Source organism: Pandoraea sp. PE-S2R-1 (genome assembly GCF_002179865.1).
In the GTDB taxonomy this organism is placed as follows: Bacteria; Pseudomonadota; Gammaproteobacteria; order Burkholderiales; family Burkholderiaceae; genus Pandoraea.
The window spans coordinates 97,413-119,287 of sequence record NZ_NGUR01000010.1; the positions used below are offsets into that span (position 1 = coordinate 97,413).

At 62.8% G+C, this 21,875-nt stretch carries 21 protein-coding genes; 2 read left to right on the plus strand and 19 right to left on the minus strand.

Going from position 1 to position 21,875, the window contains the following annotated elements:
- Nucleotides 1-58: 58 nt before the first annotated feature.
- The 6 genes from CDV44_RS10995 to ndk all read right to left on the minus strand — a co-directional run bounded on the left by CDV44_RS10995 (nucleotide 59) and on the right by ndk (nucleotide 6,411).
- Nucleotides 59-688: a tetratricopeptide repeat protein gene (locus tag CDV44_RS10995; RefSeq protein WP_087688106.1), complete on the minus strand. Its 630-nt coding sequence runs from the start codon at nucleotides 686-688 to the stop codon at nucleotides 59-61.
- A 32-nt stretch (nucleotides 689-720) separates the two neighbouring features.
- Nucleotides 721-2,097, minus strand: coding sequence for a histidine--tRNA ligase (hisS, locus tag CDV44_RS11000; RefSeq protein ID WP_087688107.1), 1,377 nt, complete (start codon nucleotides 2,095-2,097; stop codon nucleotides 721-723).
- A 62-nt stretch (nucleotides 2,098-2,159) separates the two neighbouring features.
- Nucleotides 2,160-3,440 (minus strand): flavodoxin-dependent (E)-4-hydroxy-3-methylbut-2-enyl-diphosphate synthase, encoded by a 1,281-nt coding sequence (gene ispG, locus CDV44_RS11005; protein ID WP_058379255.1) that lies wholly within the window; start codon nucleotides 3,438-3,440, stop codon nucleotides 2,160-2,162.
- Nucleotides 3,441-3,458: 18 nt separating this feature from the next.
- Nucleotides 3,459-4,544: a helix-turn-helix domain-containing protein gene (locus tag CDV44_RS11010; RefSeq protein ID WP_087688108.1), complete on the minus strand. Its 1,086-nt coding sequence runs from the start codon at nucleotides 4,542-4,544 to the stop codon at nucleotides 3,459-3,461.
- A 261-nt stretch (nucleotides 4,545-4,805) separates the two neighbouring features.
- On the minus strand, nucleotides 4,806-5,927 hold the full coding sequence (gene rlmN, locus CDV44_RS11015) for a 23S rRNA (adenine(2503)-C(2))-methyltransferase RlmN (RefSeq protein ID WP_087688717.1): 1,122 nt from the start codon (nucleotides 5,925-5,927) through the stop codon (nucleotides 4,806-4,808).
- Nucleotides 5,928-5,985: 58 nt separating this feature from the next.
- Entirely contained in the window at nucleotides 5,986-6,411 is a 426-nt protein-coding gene (ndk, locus tag CDV44_RS11020) for a nucleoside-diphosphate kinase (protein WP_058379257.1), read from the minus strand.
- A gap of 408 nt (nucleotides 6,412-6,819) precedes the next feature.
- On the opposite strand from ndk, the gene CDV44_RS11025 reads away from it, so the two are divergent.
- Complete coding sequence (locus CDV44_RS11025) at nucleotides 6,820-7,518, plus strand: Bax inhibitor-1/YccA family protein (RefSeq protein ID WP_087688109.1); 699 nt, start codon at nucleotides 6,820-6,822, stop codon at nucleotides 7,516-7,518.
- A gap of 109 nt (nucleotides 7,519-7,627) precedes the next feature.
- Here the strand turns inward: CDV44_RS11025 and rlmD are convergent, their stop codons facing one another.
- The 12 genes from rlmD to CDV44_RS28445 all read right to left on the minus strand — a co-directional run bounded on the left by rlmD (nucleotide 7,628) and on the right by CDV44_RS28445 (nucleotide 19,476).
- Nucleotides 7,628-9,154, minus strand: a complete 1,527-nt coding sequence (rlmD, locus tag CDV44_RS11030; protein ID WP_256388443.1) for a 23S rRNA (uracil(1939)-C(5))-methyltransferase RlmD — start codon at nucleotides 9,152-9,154, stop codon at nucleotides 7,628-7,630.
- A gap of 131 nt (nucleotides 9,155-9,285) precedes the next feature.
- Nucleotides 9,286-10,062, minus strand: a complete 777-nt coding sequence (locus CDV44_RS11035; protein ID WP_058380364.1) for a 3'-5' exonuclease — start codon at nucleotides 10,060-10,062, stop codon at nucleotides 9,286-9,288.
- A 150-nt stretch (nucleotides 10,063-10,212) separates the two neighbouring features.
- On the minus strand, nucleotides 10,213-11,319 hold the full coding sequence (gene rpoS, locus CDV44_RS11040; protein WP_087688110.1) for an RNA polymerase sigma factor RpoS: 1,107 nt from the start codon (nucleotides 11,317-11,319) through the stop codon (nucleotides 10,213-10,215).
- Between the two features lie 15 nt (nucleotides 11,320-11,334).
- Complete coding sequence (locus CDV44_RS11045; protein ID WP_249277563.1) at nucleotides 11,335-12,120, minus strand: peptidoglycan DD-metalloendopeptidase family protein; 786 nt, start codon at nucleotides 12,118-12,120, stop codon at nucleotides 11,335-11,337.
- An 85-nt stretch (nucleotides 12,121-12,205) separates the two neighbouring features.
- Nucleotides 12,206-13,312: a protein-L-isoaspartate(D-aspartate) O-methyltransferase gene (locus tag CDV44_RS11050; protein WP_371328750.1), complete on the minus strand. Its 1,107-nt coding sequence runs from the start codon at nucleotides 13,310-13,312 to the stop codon at nucleotides 12,206-12,208.
- A gap of 41 nt (nucleotides 13,313-13,353) precedes the next feature.
- Nucleotides 13,354-14,115 (minus strand): 5'/3'-nucleotidase SurE, encoded by a 762-nt coding sequence (surE, locus tag CDV44_RS11055; RefSeq protein WP_087688113.1) that lies wholly within the window; start codon nucleotides 14,113-14,115, stop codon nucleotides 13,354-13,356.
- Between the two features lie 59 nt (nucleotides 14,116-14,174).
- Complete coding sequence (locus CDV44_RS11060; protein WP_058379263.1) at nucleotides 14,175-14,993, minus strand: ABC transporter permease; 819 nt, start codon at nucleotides 14,991-14,993, stop codon at nucleotides 14,175-14,177.
- A gap of 21 nt (nucleotides 14,994-15,014) precedes the next feature.
- Complete coding sequence (locus tag CDV44_RS28025; RefSeq protein WP_157125806.1) at nucleotides 15,015-15,152, minus strand: hypothetical protein; 138 nt, start codon at nucleotides 15,150-15,152, stop codon at nucleotides 15,015-15,017.
- Nucleotides 15,153-15,169: 17 nt separating this feature from the next.
- Nucleotides 15,170-15,982: an ABC transporter ATP-binding protein gene (locus CDV44_RS11065; RefSeq protein ID WP_058380365.1), complete on the minus strand. Its 813-nt coding sequence runs from the start codon at nucleotides 15,980-15,982 to the stop codon at nucleotides 15,170-15,172.
- Complete coding sequence (locus CDV44_RS11070) at nucleotides 15,982-17,013, minus strand: ABC transporter substrate-binding protein (RefSeq protein WP_087688114.1); 1,032 nt, start codon at nucleotides 17,011-17,013, stop codon at nucleotides 15,982-15,984. The genes CDV44_RS11065 and CDV44_RS11070 overlap by 1 nt, the downstream gene beginning before the upstream one ends.
- Nucleotides 17,014-17,164: 151 nt before the next feature.
- The gene (locus CDV44_RS11075) at nucleotides 17,165-18,367 is read right to left on the minus strand and encodes a CaiB/BaiF CoA-transferase family protein (protein ID WP_087688115.1); all 1,203 of its coding nucleotides are present in this window, start codon (nucleotides 18,365-18,367) and stop codon (nucleotides 17,165-17,167) included.
- Between the two features lie 383 nt (nucleotides 18,368-18,750).
- Complete coding sequence (locus tag CDV44_RS28445; protein WP_249277506.1) at nucleotides 18,751-19,476, minus strand: response regulator transcription factor; 726 nt, start codon at nucleotides 19,474-19,476, stop codon at nucleotides 18,751-18,753.
- A gap of 414 nt (nucleotides 19,477-19,890) precedes the next feature.
- Here CDV44_RS28445 and CDV44_RS11085 point away from each other — a divergent pair, with 414 nt between their 5' ends.
- On the plus strand, nucleotides 19,891-20,292 hold the full coding sequence (locus CDV44_RS11085) for a hypothetical protein (protein ID WP_087688116.1): 402 nt from the start codon (nucleotides 19,891-19,893) through the stop codon (nucleotides 20,290-20,292).
- A gap of 102 nt (nucleotides 20,293-20,394) precedes the next feature.
- On the opposite strand, the gene CDV44_RS11090 is transcribed toward CDV44_RS11085, so the two are convergent.
- Entirely contained in the window at nucleotides 20,395-21,606 is a 1,212-nt protein-coding gene (locus CDV44_RS11090) for a hypothetical protein (RefSeq protein ID WP_246185596.1), read from the minus strand.
- Nucleotides 21,607-21,875: the final 269 nt, after the last annotated feature.

The following is a 21,875-nucleotide window of genomic DNA, read 5'->3' on the forward strand; positions in this document are numbered from 1 at the left end:
CATGTACCCGGTTATGCGTTATGAGAGGGTCATACTGCCAATGAAATTCCGGCGCGCTTCAGGCGCCCAGCGCGTCGAGCTTGAACTGCACGAACTGGCGCATACCCGAGTCCTGCTTGTCGAGCTTGTCGAGTGCCAGCTTGTAAGCGGCGCGTGCGTCAGCCACCTTGCTCTGCGCAACGAGTACGTCGCCACGACGATCGGCAAACAGCCCCTCATACGGTGCCGGCGGACTGTCGAGCATCTTGAGTGCTTCGTCGTACGCCTTCTCGTCGAGCAACACACCGGCCAGACGCAGCTTGGCCAGTTGCTTGTACTCGTCGTCCTTGGCGTTCGACACGGCCCACTGCAACTGCGCCTTCGCACCCGCCGCGTCACCCGCGTCCGAGAGCGACTTGGCGGCCAGCAGCGCGGTCATCTGCGCGTACGGCGTGCCGCTGAACTTGCTTTCCATGTCCGACGCGATACGGGACACCTTCACCTTGTCTTTCGCGTCGATGGCCGTGGCCAGCTCGCCGTACAGCACGCCTGCCTCGACCGTCTGCTTGCGCTCGTAATAGCGCCACAGATTCCAGCCGCCATAGGCCAGCATGATGACGACCAGCGTCCAGATAACGTAATTGCCGTACTGCTTCCACCAGGCCTTTACGTTCTCGATCTGTTCCTGTTCCTCGTGATAGCTGCTCATTCGCCGGGGCTCTCCGTGTCTGGCGTCTTGGATTAGTGAATCGTTTCGTTGCCTGCGCCATTGCTGGCCAGGCTTTCATTCACGCTTTCGTCGGCACTCGCGACGATGGCATCGATCAGGTGCTCGGCGAGACCTTCGAACGGCACGCTCGTCTGATTGTTCGACGGATCGGCCGCGCGCAGGTGCTTGACCACCGCCGCGCCCGACGCCACTTCGTTCTCACCGACGATGATCGCGAAGCTTGCGCCGCTCGCGTCCGCACGCTTCATCTGCGACTTGAAGCTGCTGCCCTTGCCATCCGGGCTGCAATGGAACACGACATTCAGGCCAGCATCGCGCATGCGTTCTGCGGCGATCAGTGCCGGCGCCACGGCGGCTTCGCCCTGGTGCACCACATACACGTCGGCGCCCTCCGCCTGCGGCACGAGATCGTCTTCGCGCAGCAGTTCGAGAATGCGCTCGACGCCCATCGCCCAACCGCACGCCGGCGTGGCATCGCCACCCAGTTGTTCGACCAGCGGATCGTAACGACCGCCGCCCGCCACCGTACCCTGTGCGCCGAGCTTGTCGGTCACCCACTCGAACACGGTCAGATTGTAGTAGTCGAGACCACGCACCAGACGGGGGTTGATAGTAAAGGGAATGTTGTTCGCCTTGAGCAGCGCCTGCACGCCTTCGAAATGCTTGATCGAGTCTTCGCCGAGGTAGTCGATCAACTTCGGTGCACCTTCGACCATCGCCTGCATCGCCGGGTTCTTCGTGTCGAGCACGCGCAGCGGATTGGTGTAAAGACGGCGCTTGCCATCTTCATCGAGCAGGTCGACGTGCTTCTCGAGGTAAGCAATCAGGTCGGCACGGTGACGTGCGCGCTCTTCGCCCTGCCCCAGCGAATTCAGTTGCAGATGGATGCCGGTCAGGCCGAGGTCGTCCCACAGGCGCTGGCACATCAGAATAATTTCGACGTCCGCATCGGGGCCCGCCAGACCGAGCGCTTCCACGCCGACCTGATGGAACTGACGATAGCGGCCGCGTTGCGGCTTTTCGTGGCGGAACATCGGGCCGAAGTACCACAGGCGCTTCGGGCCGCTGTACAGCAGATTGTGCTCAAGCGTGGCGCGCACTGCCGCAGCCGTACCTTCCGGACGCATCGTGAGCTGCTCGCCGTTGAGCGCATCGGTGAAGCTGTACATCTCTTTCTCGACGATATCGGTCACTTCGCCGATGCCGCGCGTGAACAGCTGCGTGTGCTCGAGAATCGGCGTACGGATCTGTTGATAGCCGTAGGCGCGCAACATGGCGCGCACCGATTCTTCGAAAAACTCCCACAGGGCTTCGTCCTGCGGAAGGATGTCATTCATGCCCTTGACCCCAGCCAGCTTGGCGGGGCGCTTCTTCTTTTCTTCAGTCATATTCTCTTTGTCCTGCCCGCTTGATCCTGCGTCCATCACCGCTTCAATCGATCTGAATCGACTCAGGCAGCAACGGCGCCTTCGGTCTGCGCGTAGCGGGTCTTCACATAGTCGTCGACGATCTGCTGGAACTCTTCCGCGATATGGTCGCCGCGCAGGGTACGCACTTTCTCACCATCGACGAACACCGGTGCTGCCGGCGATTCGCCCGAACCCGGCAAGCTGATGCCGATGTTCGCGTGCTTCGATTCGCCCGGACCATTCACGATGCAGCCCATGACCGCAACGTTCATGTTTTCGACGCCCGGATATTGCGCCTTCCACACCGGCATTTGTTCACGCAGGTACGACTGGATCTTCGAGGCCAGTTCCTGGAACACGGTGCTCGTGGTGCGGCCGCAACCCGGGCAAGCGATGACCATCGGCGCAAACGCGCGCAGACCCATCGTTTGCAGGATTTCCTGCGCCACCACCACTTCGCCCGTACGTGCACCGCCCGGTTCCGGCGTCAGCGAAATACGGATCGTGTCGCCAATGCCTTCCTGCAACAGGACTGCCAGCGCAGCCGTCGAGGCCACGATGCCCTTCGATCCCATGCCCGCTTCGGTCAGCCCCAGATGCAACGCGTAGTCGCAACGCTTGGCCAGTTCGCGGTACACCGCGATCAGGTCCTGCACGGCGCTCACCTTGCACGAGAGCAGAATCTTGTCGGCCGACAGACCGACACGCTGCGCCAGCTCAGCCGACTCGAGTGCCGACGTGATCAGCGCTTCGTACATCACGCTCTGCGCTTCCCACGGGGTCGCGCGCGAAGCGTTCTCGTCCATGATGCGGGCGAGCAGCGACTGGTCGAGACTGCCCCAGTTCACGCCGATGCGCACCGGCTTGTCGTACTTGCAAGCGGCTTCGATCATCTGCGCGAATTGCGTGTCACGCTTCGCGCCCTGGCCGACGTTGCCCGGGTTGATTCGGTACTTCGACAGCGCTTCGGCGCATGCCGGATAGTCGTTGAGCAGCTTGTGACCGTTGTAGTGGAAGTCGCCCACCAGCGGCACCATCACACCCATACGATCGAGCTGATCGCGAATTGCTGGCACTGCCGCCGCCGCTTCCGGCGTGTTGACGGTGATGCGCACCAGTTCGGAGCCGGCTTGTGCCAGTTCCTTCACCTGAATGGCCGTGCCGATCGCGTCCGCGGTGTCGGTGTTGGTCATCGATTGCACGCGAATCGGCGAATCGCCGCCGACCGTCACGAGCTGGCCACCCCAACGAATCGCGACTTTACGCGACTGACGGCGCGGTGCCGGACCGCCAATGATCGGCATGCATTCTACAGAAGCCATGATTACCCTCTTTCGGTCTTACTGGAGCGTCAGACGCGCCACGTTGCCCGCGTTACGGGACTTGATCTCGACCGGTTGACCGTTGAACTCCAGCGACTCGACGCCCGCGACGTTACCCACAACGATCTTGAACGGCGCTTCGCCCGTAATTTCCTGTTCGGCACCTGCTCGCATCAACTGGGAGTACAGCACCTTGCCGTCCTTCGCACGCACTTCGACCCAGCTATCTGCTTTCAGATGCAACGCAATCTTGCCATTACCTGCTGCGCCTGGCGCAGCAGCATTGGCTGCCGAAGCGGCAACTGCCGGCGCCGGCACTGCGGCCTTGGCAGCGGAGGCTGCCGCGTTCGCGATGCCCGCGACGACGTGCGTCGGATCGACCGCTGCGATCAGGCCGGCACCGGCCGTCGCCGAGCTCGCCGTCGCGGTGTTGACGGTGCTTTCCGTGTTGCCGTTGTTGGCAGCGGTGTTCACATTGTTGGTGCCATCAGCGCCCGGCGGCGTGCCGTTCGCATCGGCCACGACCGGCTGACTGGCCGGCTCGGCGGCTTCTGCCCCCGGCACCGACGCGGCACTCGCCAGATCGGCGGCCTCGGTCGACCCACGGGTCGGCTTGTGGGCATTGCCGAAGTACCACGCGGCACCGGCAATCACCACGAGCGCAGCCAGTGCCCAAGGCCATTTGGCCTGCGACGCGGCGACCGGCGAGCGGAAGCGCACGGGGCTCTTCGGAATACTGGGCTGCCCCGTCGGCGCCTGCGGAACATCGATCGGTGCGGTGCGGCCAAAACGGCGCAGCGGCTCGATCATCGGTTCCGGGTCCCCCCCGAGCATGCGCGCATAGCTGCGCACGACCCCTTGAATAAACGGCATTTCCGGCAAGGCATCCCACTGGCCGGATTCCAGACGTTGCAGCTTCTGCACCGAGACTTTCAGACGCGCCGACACATCTTCGATCGACATGCCGCGCTTCTCGCGCAATGCGGCCAGTTGCGCACCCACCTGCGCGCCCAGCTCAGCCAATCCGGCGGCCGATCCCGACGGCGTCCCCTGGCCCTGAGTCCCGGTTTGCCCGCCTGCGTCCGCCTGATTCTGGTTATCCATCGATACGCCCCCGTTCGTAAGCAGCCGCTCGCAGCGGCTGAGGATATGCTGGCGACAGCGCCATCACGTCACCCTCCTTGCGCGCGGCGTGAAGATCTGCGCGACGCTTCGGACGATTCGATGTGGCACTGACGAAATCGCGCGAAGCATCAACGATGCCCCGCGCGAGGAATGCTGTAGTGCGTGACTGATCCGCCGGGCAGCATGGCACGCGCCGGGCCGACGGCCCTGGCCACGGTCCCCGCCCGCCCATGCGCAACCTCATACGGTACGCACCTCGACCGCGATTTTCCCGAACTTGCCGCGCTGTGCGAGCCGCGTGCGATCCTGCACTTCGCCGGCGAGCTGACCACACGCCGCGTCGATGTCATCGCCGCGCGTCTTGCGTACGGTCGTGACGAGGCCTGCGTCGAGCAGAATCTGCGCAAACCGCTTGATTTGCGGATCCTTCGAGCGCAGCAGGCCCGATTCGGGAAACGGATTGAACGGAATCAGATTGAACTTGCACGGCACGTCGCGGGTAAGTGCGACGAGCTCGCGCGCATGCGCTTCGGTGTCATTCACACCGTCGAGCATGCAGTACTCGAACGTGATGAAATCGCGCGGGGCCACTTCGAGGTAGCGCTCGCACGCGCCCATCAGTTCGCGTAACGGATATTTCTTGTTGAGCGGCACGAGCACATCGCGCAGCGCATCGTTCGGTGCGTGCAGCGAGACGGCCAGCGCCACGGGCAGCTCCTGGCCCAGGCGATCCATCATCGGCACCACGCCGGACGTCGACAACGTCACGCGACGACGCGACAGCCCGTAGGCGTTGTCGTCGAGCATGAGGCGCATCGCGCCCACCACGTTCTCGAAATTGAGCAGCGGCTCGCCCATGCCCATCATCACCACGTTGCTGATGACGCGCTCGTTCTTGCCTTCGCGCCCGAGATCGCGGCGCAACGCAAATTCGGCCATCCACAACTGGCCGATGATCTCGCCGAGCGAGAGATTGCGTGAGAAACCCTGCTTGCCGGTCGAACAAAACCGGCAATTGACAGCGCAGCCCGCCTGCGATGAAACGCACAGCGTGCCACGCGTCTCCTCAGGGATGTAGACGGTTTCCACGGCATTGCCGTTACCTACATCCAGCAGCCATTTGCGCGTACCATCGGTCGACACGTGGTCGGTGATGATCGTCGGTGCAGCGATCATTGCACGTGTCTGCAATTTTTCGCGCAACGACTTGGCCAGATCGGTCATGCAGCCAAAATCGGCGGCGCCCATCTGGTGGATCCAACGCTGGAGCTGGCGCGCACGGAACGGTTTTTCACCGAGCGTGCCGCAATAGGCGGCCAGACCGTCCGGATCGTAATCAAGCAGATTCGTGAGGTTGGTCATGGCCTGGTCCATCAACATCCCTTCGGTAACTTCTTGCGACTGATCGGCTAAACGCGCTTTAGCGCGCGTAGACGTTCAGGCCAGCGAAGAAGAACGACACTTCGACGGCAGCCGTTTCAACGGCGTCCGAACCGTGCACGGCGTTCGCGTCGATGCTGTCGGCGAAATCGGCGCGAATCGTGCCCTTCTCGGCCTTCTTCGGATCGGTAGCGCCCATCAGGTCGCGGTTCTTCAGAACAGCGCCTTCACCTTCCAGCACTTGAATCATGACCGGACCCGAGATCATGAAATCGACCAGATCCTTGAAGAACGGGCGTTCCTTGTGAACACCGTAGAACTGTTCGGCTTCGGCGCGCGACAGTTGCACGAGCTTGGCAGCAACGATCTTCAGGCCCGCGCCTTCGAAACGGCTGTAAATCTGGCCGATCACGTTCTTGGCAACGGCATCGGGCTTGATAATCGAAAGAGTGCGTTCGACTGCCATGAAAAACTCCAAAAAATTAAGCAGTTATATAACCAACATGAACCCGTAATTGTAGCACGAAGGCTGTTATTATGGTGATGGAACCTACAGTGCGCGCACCGCTCAAACGCAGGACGGCCGGGACTGTCCGGCTTGTTGGCGAGATTTGCGCAGCAGCAGGATTCCTCACCTTCCCGCCATGGAAAGGTTGACGGCATCCCGCCGACTTGAATTTTCGGGCATTTGCCCAAACATTCTCGGCACCTTCTGAGCGCATTCCGGGACATCTTTCGATATCCTGTGACATCGACGACAAGCCAGATCAACGGCTGCGGGGGATAAACCGGCGCACGCCGGTCATCGTAAAAAGCGTCACACGACGTCTGCCGGCCCCGCTGGCGGGCACAATGACCACGGAGAACACCATATATGAACCAGGATTTCCAACGTTTCGGCTACGGCGGGCAAGGCGCGACGACCGTACAGGTGCGCAACAAGGTGCTGCGCAATACGTATTGGCTGCTCGCGCTGTCGATGCTGCCGACGATTGCGGGAGCCTGGCTGGGCGTGACCTACGGCTTCGCGCTTTTAGCGGGCAGCCCGATGGTCAGCGTCATTGCCTTCCTCGCGATCGCTTTCGGCTTCATGTTCGCCATCCAGCGCTATAAGGACAGCGGCGTGGGGGTGGCCCTGCTGCTCGGCTTCACGTTCTTCATGGGCCTGATGCTCACGCGCATGCTGAGCTTCGTGCTGGGCTTCTCGAACGGCGCGTCGCTCATCATGCTGGCGTTCGGCGGCACCGCAGTGATCTTCGGCGTGATGGCGACGGTTGCCACGGTCAGCAAGCGTGACTTCAGCGGTCTGGGCAAGTGGCTGTTCATGGGCGTGCTGGTGATCATCGTCGCCTCGATCGCCAACATCTGGCTGCAACTGCCGGCCCTGATGCTGACGGTCTCGGTGCTCGCCATCGCGATCTTCTCGGCCTACATCCTGTTCGACGTGCAGCGCGTGGTGAACGGCGGCGAAACGAACTATGTGACCGCCACGCTCGCGATCTACCTCGACCTGTACAACATCTTCACCAACCTGCTTGCCATCCTCGGCGTGCTGGGCGGCAACCGCAACTGACCGGCTCCGGCGGGCTGCGCGCCCGCCCCAGTCTTAAGCAGTTGCCTCGCGGCATAAAAAAGCCAGTCCCTCGGGACTGGCTTTTTCTTTGGCTGGATCAAGGACCGGATCAGGCGTCTTCGTGAATCACGCCCTCACCGTCTGCCACACCGGCGATGGCTTCCACACCCTCGTCGGCCGCCGCGTCCGGGTCCGCCTCGGACACGCGCACACGCGGCACCCACGGCTGGCCGATGCTTTCATGCTCGAACACCGCCATCGACTCCACGTGCGACGTATGCGGGAACATGTTCACCACGCCCGCCTGCGTCAGGCGATAGCCCGCTTCGTGCACCAGCAGCCCAGCGTCACGCGCCAGCGTTGCCGGGCTGCACGACACGTAGACGATGCGCTTGGGCAGCCCCTCATAGCCTTGCTGGGCCAGTTCGGCCAGCGCCTTTGACACAGCGAGTGCACCTTCGCGCGGCGGATCAATCAGATAGCGGTCGAAAGCGCCCAGCGCGCGAATGTCCTCCGCCGTGATGTCGAACAGATTTCGGCAGGCGAATTCCGTGTGCTCCGCGACACCGTTGCGTTCGGCATTGGCGAGTGCGCGCTCGGTCAACGCCGTGCTGCCTTCGATACCCATCACCGTGCCGGCACGACGCGCGAGCGGCAACGTGAAGTTGCCCAGACCGCAGAACAGATCGAGCACGCGCTCCGTCGATTCAGGCGCAAGCAGTCGCAGCGCACGGTGCACCAGCACACGATTGATCTGGTGATTGACCTGCGTAAAGTCCGTCGGCTTGAACGGCATCCGGATCTGGTATTCCGGCAGCATGTAGTGCAGTTCCGGCTCGAGCGGATAGAAGGGCACGGCGGTGTCCGGCCCCTTGGTCTGCAACCAGAACTGGACCGCGTTCGCATCGGCAAACGTGCGCAGAATATCTTCGTCCGCCGGCGTGAGCGGCTCGAGAATGCGCAGCACGAGGGCGGTCACGTCGGCACCGATAGCCAGTTCGATCTGCGGCAGACGCTCGCGAATCGACAGCGACTCCACCAACCGGCGCAGCGGCACCAGCATGTCGGAGATACGGCGCGGCAGCACTTCGCACGAATCCATATCGGCGACGTAGCTGCTCTTGCGTTCGTGGAAGCCGATCAGCACACCGCCCTTCTTGGGTACGTAGCGCACCGTCAGACGAGCACGGAAGCGATACCCCCAATCCGGCCCTTGAATCGGGCGCAGCATCGTCTCGGCCTTGACCTTGCCCAGACGGGCCAGATTGTCTTCGAGCACGCGTTGCTTGATGGCGATCTGGGCGCGCGGCTCCAGATGCTGCATCGAGCAGCCGCCGCACTTGCCGAAATGCGGGCATTGGGGCTTGGCGCGCATCGAGCTCGAACGCAGCACTTCCAGCGTTTCCGCCTGTTCGAACTTGGGTTTGCGGCGATAGCTCAGGTATTTGACGCGCTCCCCGGGCAGCGCACCTTCGACGAAGATGACTTTGCCGGGTTTGAATTCCGGCGTGCCAGGCTCACCTTCGGGAGCGGTACGGCCAACGCCGCGCGCTTCCATGTCGAGCGATTCGATATCGATAATGCCGGGCTCGGCACTCGGCCGGCCACGCGAGGAGTTTCGGGAGGAGCGGGTCACGTCTTTGTTCTCATGGCGACAGCAAACCCGGCATTTTAATCGATTCGCGTGCGCCGTATGCTGGCTTCTGCCCACATCTGTTGCGCCGCCACCGTGCCGGGCCCACCTCCCACACCACTTCACCCGCTAAATCACACCCACGCGTCGAGATATTCCTTCCAGTGCGGTGCCGCCTCATCGCCAAGCGAGCGCTTCACGAATTCGATTTCCTGCTCGTACTCCGCCTGACGCAGACCACCGCGCATCAACTGAAAGCGGCAGTACACCAGATACGTGTTCACGACATCGGTCTCGCAGTAATTACGGATCTCTTCGAGCTTGCCGTCCCGATACGCTTCCCACACCTTGCTGCCATCCATGCCCAGCTTGCCGGGAAATCCGCACAGCTTTGCCAGATCGTCGAGCGGTGCGTTGGCACGTGCCTGATACATCGCCAGCAGATCCATCAGGTCGAGATGGCGCTGGTGATAACGGCTGATGTAGTTATTCCACTTGAACTCGCGGTCGTCTTCGCCCATGTCCCAATACCGCGGGGCAGCGACGCCGTGAATCATCGCGCGGTAATGCAGCACGGGCAGATCGAAACCGCCGCCGTTCCACGACACCAACTGCGGCGCGTACTTTTCGATGGTGCGATAGAAGCCGGACACCAGCGCCGCCTCGCCGTCTTCCAGTGTGCCGAGCGACTTCACGCGAAAGCCGTCGCGGTCGCGAAAGACGCACGAAATCGCAGCGATCCGGTGCAGATGCAGGGGCAGGAAGTCGTGTCCGACCTTGGCGCGCCGGGCGGCGAAAGCGGCTTCGGCCACTTCGTCGTCGGTCATGCCGGCGTAGGCCGGTTCGAGTCGACGCAAACCGTCGACGTCGGGAATCGTTTCAATGTCGAAGACGAGTACGGGAGATGCCATGATGAAATTCGGGAAAGGAATGAAAAAGGCTGTCGCACGGCGCGAGGCGACCGGCAGTGCCGCCCGTCGCCCTCACTCGAGATCGAGACCATCAGGGCGACCAGCACCCCTGAGCCACCCGGCGCAAGCGACACGACGTCCACCAGCGACTCAGAGCACCGCGTCCTTGCGCACGCCGTTCGAGGCGAAGTAGCGCTTGAGCTTGACGAGCGCCTCTTGCTGAATCTGGCGCACGCGCTCGCGGGTCAGCCCCATTTCGTCGGCGAGCTCTTCGAGCGTGGCGGGCTCAACGCGATTGAGGCCGAAGCGGCGCTCGATCACATAGCGATGTTTGGTCGACAGCCGCGACAGCCACAGGCGCATGAGGTCCTCCAGCTCGCGATGCTGGACTTCCTGCTCGGGCGCCACGCCATGATCGTCAGACAGCAGATCCAGCAGGCTGCTGCCGGGATCGATCTCAAGCGGGGCGTCGAGCGAAGCCACGTGCTCGTTGAGGGCCAGAATGTCGGTAATTTCGTCGGGCGTCTTGCCCGTCAGATCGGCAATGTCTTCAATGCTCGCGTCACGCTGCTCGCCGCCGTCGACATAAGCCGCGCTCTTCTCCAGATGGCGCTTGGCGCGCAGCACCTGATTGAGCTCGCGAATCACGTGCACCGGCAAACGCACCGTGCGCGCCTGATTCATGATGGCGCGCTCGATGCTCTGGCGAATCCACCACGTGGCGTAAGTCGAGAAACGGAAGCCGCGGCCCGGGTCGAATTTCTCGATCGCATGCATGAGGCCGAGGTTGCCCTCTTCGATGAGATCGAGCAGCGGCACGCCGCGGTTGAGATATCCCTTGGCGATGCTGACGACGAGGCGCAGATTGCGCTCGATCATCACCTGCCGCGCGGCAAACTCGCCGGCTTGCGCACGCGTCGAGTAATCGAGTTCCTCGGCGGGCGTGAGCAGCGGCTTGACGCTGATGCGATTGAGATAGTGCTGGACGGTATCGGCAGTGAGTTCGGCCTGAAGCACCGTGCCGAAATCGTCGCCATCGGCAGCTTTGCGCTTGCGTCCGCCCGACGATGTCTCACTCGCGCCCTCACCGCTGCCTTCTTCGTCGGATGACGGGGCGTCATCCTCCTCCGCCTCGCGCTCGTCGAAAGCGTCGTCCACGTCCTCTTCCTGCCGGGATTGCCGATCGTCAACTTCCTGATCAGGCTCCGGGGCAGCGAGGTCTTCCTCTTGCGAAGTACGACGCTTTCTCTTGAGCATTCGACCCTGCCTTGTTTATTGAGGCGGCAAATACTTCATCGGATCCACAGGTTTGCCATCACGGCGCACCTCGAAATGCAACATGACACGATCGGCATCGGAGTTGCCCATTTCGGCAATTTTCTGACCGCGCGTGACGCTGTCGCCTTCCTTGACCAACAGTGTGCGGTTGTGCGCATACGCCGTCAAGAAGGTCGAGTCGTGCTTGATGATCACCAGGTTGCCGTAACCTCGCAGACCGGCCCCCGAGTACACCACCTTGCCCGCGCCGGCGGCATACACCGGATCGCCGACATTGCCCGCGATGTTCAACCCCTTGTTCTTCGAATCGTCGAACCGGCCGACCACACTGCCCTTGGCCGGCCACGACAGCGCCAGATCACCGCTCGATACTGCGCTCGGTGCGGCCGTCGCTGCCGAACTGCTCGGCGGCGGCACCACCGCAGGCGGCACCGAAGCCGGGTTGGGGCTCGTGGTTGCCGTCGACGGCGTGCTGCCAATCGGTGCGGGCAGCGGCGTGCCGGTATCGCCCGCAGGCGGCTTCACACGCAGCACCTGACCGACTTCGATCTGATCCGGATTCTGAATGTTGTTCCAGCGCGCGATATCGCGATAGTTCTGTCCGTTTTCCAGTGCGATCCGATAGAGACGATCACCCGGTTTGACGCGGTAGAAGCCCGGTGGCACCGGCGTATTGTCGATGACGGGAGCCCCCGTCACACTGCTGTCGGTCGTCGTACCGCCTACGGTACGGTCAACGACCGGGGCGCCGACCTGTCGCGATGCGCATGCTGCCAGCATGCTCAGCAACAGAACACTGGCGACGCGTTGTTGAATACCCGCTCGCAAATTCACTCAATTCCTCCGCAGAATAGGCCCGACGGGCTTAGATGATGCCCGATTTTAAGGGGACGAATAACACCCTATCAAGCTGCGTCTCGCGCCACTGGCGCGTACCGACACGCTCGATGAGGGTCAAAATCTGTTGCTCGCCGCCCACCGGGGCAACGAGACGTGCGCCAACGGCGAGCTGATCGAGCAGCGCATCCGGAATTTCAAGTCCGGCGGCGGCGATCACAATGCCGTCGAACGGCGCAACGGCCGGCAGACCGAGCCGGCCATCACCGTAGTGCAACCGGATGTTCGGCACGCGCAATGGCCGCAGGTTGGCTTTCGCCCGTTCATGCAGCGGGCGCACCCGCTCGATCGAATAGACGTCGCGGGCCACACACGACAGCACCGCTGCCTGATAGCCGCAACCGGTGCCGATTTCCAGCACCTTCTCCAGTGGACGGCCACTCGCGAGCAGCAACTCGATCATGCGACCGACCACCGATGGCTTCGAAATCGTCTGGCCATGACCGATGGGCAACGCCGCATCTTCGTAGGCCTGATTGGCCAGACCCGCATCGACAAAGCCGTGACGCGGCACCGTCGCGAGCGCCGCCAGCACACCCGCGTGTTTGACGCCCGAGGCGGCAACGCGTTCAGCCATCCGGCCCCGTACGCGCTCCGAGGTGAGCCCAATACCGTCCGGCGAAGGGACCGGCACCGGCTTCGCATGACGTGCAGTGTTGCCTGTCGAAACTTTCACCGGCGCGGCAAGCCCTTTGCCCTGCACCGGACGCGGCGCCGTTTTCACCGTTTGCCCGGCCCCATGAGGCGCAGGCTGCGCGTGCGGCGCACTTGCCGGTCGCGCCAGCCCCTTCGGGGTGACGGGGCGCGGTGCCGTCGAACCCGTCGGCCGTGCCGACGCGCCCGCCATCGGTGTCGCAGCCGGGCGCAGCCCGTGATGTTGATTCGGCGTGTGACTGGCCGAAGCGGTCTTCCCTGTCGCCGGCTTGCCCGATGCTACCGGCGTCACCGGCGTCACCGGTGTTGCCGGCTTGGTCGGAGTCGCCGCCGCGCGCGTCATCGCGGCTGGCGGCGCACCGGCGGGGCTTGCCCGTGATGCCTTGTCGAGCACCGGCGCCTTGCGTTGGCGACGGGTCATGACTTCAGACAGAGGGAGAGGAAAACGCTTCGGCGGTGTCGTCATTGTCCGGCCACCCCTGCGCTGGCCAGCCAGTCATGCACGACACCGAGTCGTGCGTTATGCGTGAGATCCAGTTGCAAGGGGGTGACCGAGACGTAATCGTGCGCCACGGCGTGAAAATCGGTGCCTTCGCTGCTATCGCGCGCGTCGCCGGCCGGACCGATCCAGTAGATGGTTTCGCCGCGCGGGCTTTCCTGACGGATCACCGGCTGCGACTGATGCCGCTTGCCCAGACGCGTCGCTTGCGCGCCCTTGAGCTGGTCGTACGGCAAATTCGGAATATTGACGTTAAGGAGAAACGGCGCACCAAGCGGCCGCTCCATATAGCGCTCGATCACGTCGCGCGCCACACGTGCGGCGCTGTCGAGGTGATCCCAGCCCTTATGTACCTGAGAGAAGGCGAACGACGGGATGCCGAAGAGAAAGCCCTCGGTGGCCGCCGCGACAGTGCCGGAATAGAGCGTGTCTTCGCCCATGTTCTGGCCGTTGTTGATGCCGGAGACCACAATGTCGGGCCGCTCGTCGAGCAGCCCGGTCAGCGCAACGTGAACACAATCGGTCGGCGTGCCGTTGATGAAAGTGAACCCGTTGCTGCCTTTGAAGACCGACAGCGGCCGTTGGAGGGTCAGAGAATTGGACGCACCGCTACAGTTCTGTTCGGGCGCCACCACGGTAATGTCGCCAAGCGGGGCCAGCGCTTCGTAAAGCGCGGCCAGGCCTGGCGCCTGATACCCATCGTCGTTGCTGAGCAGGATTCGCATGTGGGCAATTGTAACCGAGGAAAGGTCCCCGGATATGACGCTCACGAGGCGTCGGATGCCTACATCTTTTCGGTTTCACCCGCCTGCGGCTGCCAGACCAGCAGTCGCTTCTCCACCACACCGACGAGCCCGTCGAGCACCAGCGCGAACGCCGTCAGAATCAGTACCCCGGCAATCACGGCGTTGATGTCGAACGTGCCTTCGGCTTGCAGAATCAGGTAGCCCACGCCACGCGCCGACCCCAGATACTCGCCCACGACGGCACCGACGAACGCCAGCCCCACCGAATTGTGCAAGCTGGAGAACACCCAGCTCGTCGCGCTCGGCAGATACACCCGGCGCAGCAACTGGCGCTGATTCGCCCCCAGCATGCGTGCATTGGCGAGCACCACCGGGCTGACTTCCTTCACGCCCTGATAGACGTTGAAGAACACGATGAAGAACACCAGCGTGACGCCGAGTGCCACCTTCGACCAGATACCGAGCCCGAACCACACCCCGAAGATCGGCGCCAGAATCACGCGCGGCATCGAGTTGGCGGCCTTGATATAAGGGTCGAGCAACGCGCCGGCGGCCGGCGAGAGCGCGAGCCACAGACCGACCGCCAGCCCGGCCACCGTACCGATGGCAAATGCGAGCACGGTCTCGAGCAACGTCACGCCGAGGTGAAGATAGATTTCCCCGCTGGCAAACCACTGCCAGATCTGCCACAGCACCTTCTGCGGTTCCCCGAAGAAGAAGGCAGCCTTGTCGGGACTATCGAAATAAAACGCCGGCAGCAGTGTGGGGCTGGTCAGGACATACCAGACCAGAAAACTCACTACCAGCAGCAGCCATTGCCACAACCGCAAATGGCGCATGATCGAACGATTACGCATGACGAACGAATTCCGGGAATATCAGACAAGCCAATCGAACCAGCCGAAGATGTCGGGCAAATCGAAGCAATCCATCCAGTCGAACCACTGGACCCAGCCGCACCCGATGTTCAGGGGGGCCAACGTGATCTGGTGGCTCACGAAGCTCAGGAAAGTCACGATTTGTCCCATGACACTCAGACGGCCTTGAGCTGTTGGGCATAACCCTTCAACACTTCTTCGCGCAGCACATCCCAAATCTGGGCGTGCAGCTCGGTGAAGCGCGGCAGGTTCCGAATTTCCGCCACATCGCGCGGACGCGGCAGGTCGATGCGGAACTCGCCGATCGGATGGGTGCCCGGCCCGGCGGCCAGCACCACCACCCGGTCGGACAGCGCAATCGCCTCGTCCAGATCGTGCGTGATGAAGAGCACGGCGCGGCGCTTGGCGGCCCACAGTTCGAGCAGTTCGTTCTCCATCAACTGACGCGTCTGGATGTCGAGCGCCGAGAACGGTTCGTCCATCAGAATGATGTCCGGATCGAGAATCAGCGTCTGCGCCATGGCCACACGCTTGCGCATGCCGCCCGAGAGCTGATGCGGATACCGGTCGCCAAAACCGCCCAGCCCCACGCGCTTGAGCCACTCGTCACCGCGCGCCCTCGCCTCTTCCGGCGCGACGCCGCGAAACTCCAGCCCGGCAGTCACGTTGTCGATCGCGTTGCGCCAGGGCATCAGCGCTTCGGCCTGGAACATGTAGCCCGCGCGCGAGTTGATCCCCGTGAGCGGCTCGCCGAACACTTTCACCGTACCCGACGACGGCATCAGCAGCCCCGCCGCGACGTTGAGCAGCGTCGACTTGCCGCAACCGGTCGGGCCGACCACCGACACGAACTCGCCCGGCGCAATGTCGAGCGAGGTGTCGGCCACGGCCGTGTAGCGCTGACGACGATCGTCGCGCGCGACGAACGTGCAGGTAATGCTGTCAAAACTCAGAGCCGGCGCAGTCATCATTTGTACTTGGCGTCGGCCTTCTTGGTGAACTCGTTCGTGAACGTCTTCGCCAGATCGATCGGGCGGCCCTTCACGGTCTCATCGAATGCCTGCAACGTGCGCAGCGCCGTCGCGGGACCATCGGCGGGAATGATGCCGTCCGGCGAGATGGCTTCCTTCACGCGGCTCCATGCATCGAGGTACAGCGCGCGGTCGCCGAGCAGATACGCTTCGGGCACCGTCTTGATCAGGTCCGACGGGCCTGCCGTCTGCAACCAGCGCAACGCACGCACCATGGCATTGGTGAGGGCCTGCGTGGTGTTCGGATTTTTCTGGATGAACGACTCGTTCGTGTAGAGGCAGCCGGCGGGCATATTGCCGCCGAACACCGACACCGTTTCCTTGAGCGTGCGCGTATCCGAGATCACGCGGATCTCCTTGTCGCGCTCCAGCATCGTGATGACCGGGTCGAGGTTGACGATCGCGTCGATGTTGCCCGAGCGGATCGCCGCGAGCGCACCCGACGAAGCACCGACACCGACGAACGCCACTTCATTGGGTTTGACGCCGCCCTTGGCGAGCACGAAGTTCGCCATGATGTTCGTCGACGAGCCCGGTGCCGTCACGCCGATCTTCTTGCCGCGCAGGTCAGCCAGCGACTTGTAGTTCGGCATCGTCTTGTTCGACACGCCGAACACGATCTGCGGCGCGCGGCCTTGCAGCACGAAGGCGCGGATGAACTGATTCTTGGCCTGCAACAGAATGGTGTGTTCGTAAGCCCCCGAAACCACATCGGCGCTGCCGCCGACGAGTGCCTGAAGCGCTTTCGAGCCGCCGGCGAAGTCGGAGATTTCGACGTCGAGGCCTTCGTCCTTGAAGTAGTTCAGGCGCTCGGCAATCGTGAGCGGCAGGTAATAGAACAGGTTCTTGCCGCCGACGGCGATAGCGATCTTGGTCTTTTCAAGTTTGGCTTGTGCGAAGCCCGGGCGAATGCCTGCGCTCAGCAGACCGGTGGCGGCAAGAGCCGTCACGAACTGACGTCGTTGCATGGTGATTGTCTCCGTGGTTGCAGCGTTCTTTCTTTATTCGACGTGCTTTATTCACGAGACGCCTGCGCGAGCCGTCCGACCTTGCCCCGGTCACACCGGGCGAAGTCGGCACCGTCGGCACGGCACCCCGTGATCCTGCGCCAGCGATCACTCAAATGATCTTGTTCTCGCGCAGGGTCTTGATTTGCCCGGCATCATAACCCAGTTGCCCAAGCACCTCATCCGTGTGTTCGCCCAGCGCCGGGCCGAGCCACTGGGTCTCGCCCGGGGTATCGGATAGCTTGGGCGTGATGTTCGGCAGATCGATCGGCGTGCCATCGGGAAACCGGTAACGCTGAATCATCTGGCGCGCGGCAAACTGCGGGTCCTGGAACATGTCGGCCACCGTGTAGATTCGGCTCGCGGGCACATCCGCCCCTTGCAAGACGGTGAGCGCTTCATCGATAGGACGCGCGCGAGTCCACCCGCCAATCGCATCGTCGATTTCCTGCGTGCGCGGCACACGGCCATCGTTGTGCGCGAGGCCCGGGTCTTCGGCGAGATCGGCGCGGCCGATGGCATGCATCAACCGCTTGAAAATCGGATCGCTGTTGCCGCCGACGACGATCATGCCGTCTGCGCACGGGTAGGTGTTCGACGGCACGATGCCCGGCAGCGACGCGCCGGTGCGCTCACGCACCATGCCCGCCACGCTGTACTCGGGCACCACGCTCTCCATCAGGTTGAACACGGCTTCATAAAGCGCGACGTCGACCACCTGCCCTCGCCCGCCGTTCACGTTGCGGTGATGCAGCGCCATCATCGCGCCGATCACCCCGTGCAACGCCGCAATCGAATCGCCGATAGAGATACCGATGCGCGGCGGCGGCAGTTCGGGATAGCCCGTGATGTGACGCAAGCCACCCATCGACTCGGCAATCGCGCCGAAGCCGGGCCGGTCGCGGTACGGGCCGGTCTGGCCGTAGCCCGAGAGCCGCACCATCACCAGGCCCGGATTGTCGGCCGAGAGTTGTTCGTAACCGAGCCCGAAACGCTCAAGCAGACCGGGGCGGAAGTTCTCGACCACGATGTCGGCCTGCGCTGCGAGCTTGCGCACGATGGCCTGACCTTCCGGCGCCTTGAGATTGACCGTCACCGACTTTTTATTGCGCGCCTGCACAGCCCACCAGAGCGACGTGCCGCCCGCATCCGGATGCATCTTGCGCCACTTGCGCAGCGGGTCGCCGTGCTCCGGATCTTCGATCTTGATCACTTCGGCACCAAACTCGCCGAGCATGCGTGCGGCGAACGGCCCGGCGATGAGCGTGCCCAGTTCAAGCACCTTCACCCCGGCGAGCGCACCCTTGCCCGGCAAGCCAGAAGTATTGGCAGCACCGGCAGCGCCTGTGGAAGCCGTGGAATCGGGAGGCAGTTGGGAGGAAGACGTACCAGCAGCGGTGTTGGCCTGAGCGGCCTGCGGTGAGCGCGAAGCTTCGAACGACTTGGACAACGTGGACTCCTGTGCTTCATCGACGGGCGTTGCCGTCAACTCCGGCGCCCTGCCCGCGAGCAGGACACCTCAAAAAATGGGCTGCAAGGGTTACAAATGAGATTGCCAATGAGTCTGCAACCGCGTTTGCAAACGAACGCCTATGGTAATGCGAGTGCGTGCACTCGGCCATCCGCATGAGTACTATCCGGCGGGGGCGTTGTTTTGCGGTACGAAATAGGGACGACGAATGAGGACGTGCGCGTCGATCACGTCTCGAAGAGATGCCGCGCGCCACGCTGTGCCGCGATGTAGATGGCCTCGCCGCGATTGCGTGCGCCGAGCCGCCGGTACAAGGCCGAGACATGCGTCTTGGCGGTGCCCTCGGAGATCACCAGTTGCTGGCAGATGGTCTTGATCGACAACCCGCGCGAGAGCAGCGCGAGAATTTCGTACTGGCGCTGCGAGATGCCCAATAACGCCGACTCGGCCAGTTGCGTCGCCTTGTCGCCGCCGAGCGGAAACACCGGCATGCGAGACAGCGGCAATGCTTCGCCCAGTGCCTCCTGACGCCAGAGTACGAGCAACGCCGAGAGCGCCTCTTCAGGCACGTAACGGCCGCCCGAAAACGCCATGTCGAAGACCGAACGAATGCGCGCAAGCGAGTTCGGCCAGGGCAGACAGGCGGTCACGCCCGCCTGAAGCCAGCGAATGATTTCGTCGGGAAAACCCGCATCGCCGACGACGATCACCGGCACCGGCGGGGTGCATTCGCTCGCCACCGCGCACAAGGTGTCGACGGCCGGTGTGCGCGCAATCGTCTCATCGAGCACGAGCGCACGCCGCGACGGCAGCTCGCGCAGCCAAAGCCAGTCCTGTCCCGTGACATCTTCCACGTGACGCAGGACTGGTGGCGTCGCGTTCGCCTCGGTTTGCAACGCGACTTGCAGGCCGCTCAGCCAGGTGGCAGCCTCACCCACGACCAGCACACGCATGGTTTCCCCTGTCGATCCGGTCGGCCTCTGCGCCGCCGTTCCCCACTTCCCGTTTCCCGCTAATTTTGTGACGCCTGTCGTTTTGTCATGTTTTCTACGGACTTCGGCCCACCCTGCGAGCCGCGCCGCCAGCAAAAAACCGAAGAAGTCTTCAGTCTTTTGTGATCCGGTTTTACGTGTCAGGCATCACCTCGTTGTCCGAGCAGTTTATGCGTGAAGCCCGCGTAACGGCGAGCCAGCGGACCTGTGACGCCCATCGATGTTGCCTTTGCGCGACAAAACGCAGTTTGCGTAAATTAATTACTCAAACACGCGAAAGCAAGCTATTACTTTTTTCCCCTTTCCTTTCTGTAAACGCGCAATAAAATACAGCCAGTATCGCGAGAACAGCATGCGGAGGCCGGGGGGCACGCCATGTCATACATCTTCGACAGCAAGACGCGCACTGCCATGTTTTGCGTGGCCGTTGCGTGCATCACCACACCGGCTTACGCCGACTCGCTGGACGTTGGCGCCGTACCGGCCGCTGTGAGCGATGCGTTGCTCAACAGCACCCGCGCGACCAACGCTCAACGCACCCTTGTCGTGTCCAATGTGCCCGGCGGCGCCGCTTCGGCGATCGCCCCGGTCAACGCGACCATGACAACGGCGAACAATGTGCGCCTGTGGGATGAAGTGATCCCGCCCGTCCCGTCGCCGAAACCCACACAAGCCTCGACGTCGAACCTGCCACGCACCGTGGTGGCCAGTGCGCAAAACAATCTGCAAAGAACCAGCCTGAACATCAACGCCACATCGTCGCGGCTGCCGCGCTGAAAATGCGCTGAGTCAGCACCCGCCCGCCAACGTCGAAGTTATCGCTTCACCCCATCACCATCAAAACCGCCCGGCCAACATCGGCCGGGCTTTTTTTCGTCATCAGAACGTGTACGGGAAACGCACCCCGATCACGTAGTTCGGGGCATCCGGCGACATGCCGGCGTTGACGTAACCGTTGACCGTCCAGTGCTTGTCGATCGCGTAGTTGATGCCGAAGTTGAGCGACGCCGCGTTGGTCGTGCTGCCCGCCACCGTGGTGTAGGGCCCACCCGGCGTCGCGGTCTTCGTGGCGCGCGAGATGGCCGTCGAGTACGAAATCGACAGGGCCGTCTTGTCGTTGAGCGCCAACGCCATACCGGCACCCACCTGCACGATGTCGCCGAGCTTGACCTTCGCCGGCGTGGTCGTGCCTTCGATCGTCGAGATGTCGTCGAACGTACGGGCCACGTTGTAGGTGTAAGCCACGTTGGCGAACAACACGATCGGATCGTAGGTGCGCAGGAACGACAACCCGGCCGTGAACGCCCAGATGCCGTTACCCGTGGGCAGACGCGACGGCGTGGTCAGGTTGTTGTTGGTCGGGTCGGGCGTGCCGAGCTTGATGCCGAACGGCGACGTACCGGTCGGCGCGGTCACACGCAACGACGCGACGATGTCGGGCCAGTTCTGCGATTCCTTGACGATCTGGTAATACAACGACGCGTTCACGTCGCCGATGTTCGCCGAGTTCTTGCTGATATCGCTGATCGCCGATGACGCACCGCCCACCCCGCCAGAAATGAAGTCGGAGTTGCGATACAGATACGGCACGTCGAACGCCACGCTCAAACGGTCGTTGATCCCGTAGCGCGTGTTGACGTCGAACGTCCACACGTTGGCCTTGGTTTCGCCGAGATTCAATTGACCGAGAAAGATGGCATCGAGCGCGAGAAAGCCGCTCAGCACGAGTTGCCGGCGATCGTAGTAGCTGTAGCTGATACCGGCGTCGATGGTGAGCTTGCGGTCGAAGAGCGGTGCGTGCTGCGCCTGCACCACCGCCTCTTCAGCCGGTGTGCGTTGCGAGTCGCTCGTGCTCTTTTGCATCTGCTGCGTTTCGCCGATCGGCGTGGCGGACGTCGGGCCGGCTGCCCCCGCCGCGCCCCCCCCCGGCGTACCCGCCGAGCCGGCAGCGGAGCCGTCACCGGGCGAGACTTGCGCGATCTGCGCAGTGTCCCAGGCGGTGAGCCCGCGACCGCGTTGCGCCATCTCGATGTCGGTCAGGCGTTGCTTCAGAGAAGAAATTTCCCGCTGCTGCCGGTCAACCATGTCCATCAACATCTGGAGACGGTTATCCGGCGATGGGTCCGTATGCTCCTGAGCCTGGGCCGATAGCGTGAAAAGCAGTACACCCCAAGTAATGGCGGCAACGGGAAAAAAACGGTGAGTCTTCATGATCCCCCCCGGGTAAAAGTGCGGCGAGCGCCTCGCGACGTCGTGCCGCGCGCAATCCAACAAACACGTGTTTCCAAACGACGGTTGTCCTTGCTGCTCGACTGCGGAGCGACGCGTGCAGGTTGCTTTGCCGTTGTTGCCAACCCTGC

Bases quoted from the DNA above. Each gene is read 5' to 3' on its own strand.
- CDV44_RS10995 (WP_087688106.1), bottom strand. From the start codon at position 688: ATGAGCAGCTATCACGAGGAACAGGAACAGATCGAGAACGTAAAGGCC.
- CDV44_RS11060 (WP_058379263.1), bottom strand. From the start codon at position 14,993: ATGCGTAATCGTTCGATCATGCGCCATTTGCGGTTGTGGCAATGGCTG.
- CDV44_RS11045 (WP_249277563.1), bottom strand. From the start codon at position 12,120: ATGCTGGCAGCATGCGCATCGCGACAGGTCGGCGCCCCGGTCGTTGAC.
- CDV44_RS11010 (WP_087688108.1), bottom strand. From the start codon at position 4,544: ATGGATAACCAGAATCAGGCGGACGCAGGCGGGCAAACCGGGACTCAG.
- CDV44_RS11025 (WP_087688109.1), top strand. From the start codon at position 6,820: ATGAACCAGGATTTCCAACGTTTCGGCTACGGCGGGCAAGGCGCGACG.
- CDV44_RS28445 (WP_249277506.1), bottom strand. From the start codon at position 19,476: ATGCGTGTGCTGGTCGTGGGTGAGGCTGCCACCTGGCTGAGCGGCCTG.
- ndk (WP_058379257.1), bottom strand. From the start codon at position 6,411: ATGGCAGTCGAACGCACTCTTTCGATTATCAAGCCCGATGCCGTTGCC.
- rpoS (WP_087688110.1), bottom strand. From the start codon at position 11,319: ATGCTCAAGAGAAAGCGTCGTACTTCGCAAGAGGAAGACCTCGCTGCC.
- CDV44_RS11050 (WP_371328750.1), bottom strand. From the start codon at position 13,312: ATGACCCGTCGCCAACGCAAGGCGCCGGTGCTCGACAAGGCATCACGG.
- CDV44_RS11070 (WP_087688114.1), bottom strand. From the start codon at position 17,013: ATGCAACGACGTCAGTTCGTGACGGCTCTTGCCGCCACCGGTCTGCTG.
- rlmN (WP_087688717.1), bottom strand. From the start codon at position 5,927: ATGACCAACCTCACGAATCTGCTTGATTACGATCCGGACGGTCTGGCC.
- CDV44_RS11090 (WP_246185596.1), bottom strand. From the start codon at position 21,606: ATGGACATGGTTGACCGGCAGCAGCGGGAAATTTCTTCTCTGAAGCAA.
- CDV44_RS11035 (WP_058380364.1), bottom strand. From the start codon at position 10,062: ATGGCATCTCCCGTACTCGTCTTCGACATTGAAACGATTCCCGACGTC.
- hisS (WP_087688107.1), bottom strand. From the start codon at position 2,097: ATGACTGAAGAAAAGAAGAAGCGCCCCGCCAAGCTGGCTGGGGTCAAG.
- CDV44_RS11065 (WP_058380365.1), bottom strand. From the start codon at position 15,982: ATGACTGCGCCGGCTCTGAGTTTTGACAGCATTACCTGCACGTTCGTC.
- CDV44_RS11085 (WP_087688116.1), top strand. From the start codon at position 19,891: ATGTCATACATCTTCGACAGCAAGACGCGCACTGCCATGTTTTGCGTG.
- surE (WP_087688113.1), bottom strand. From the start codon at position 14,115: ATGCGAATCCTGCTCAGCAACGACGATGGGTATCAGGCGCCAGGCCTG.
- ispG (WP_058379255.1), bottom strand. From the start codon at position 3,440: ATGGCTTCTGTAGAATGCATGCCGATCATTGGCGGTCCGGCACCGCGC.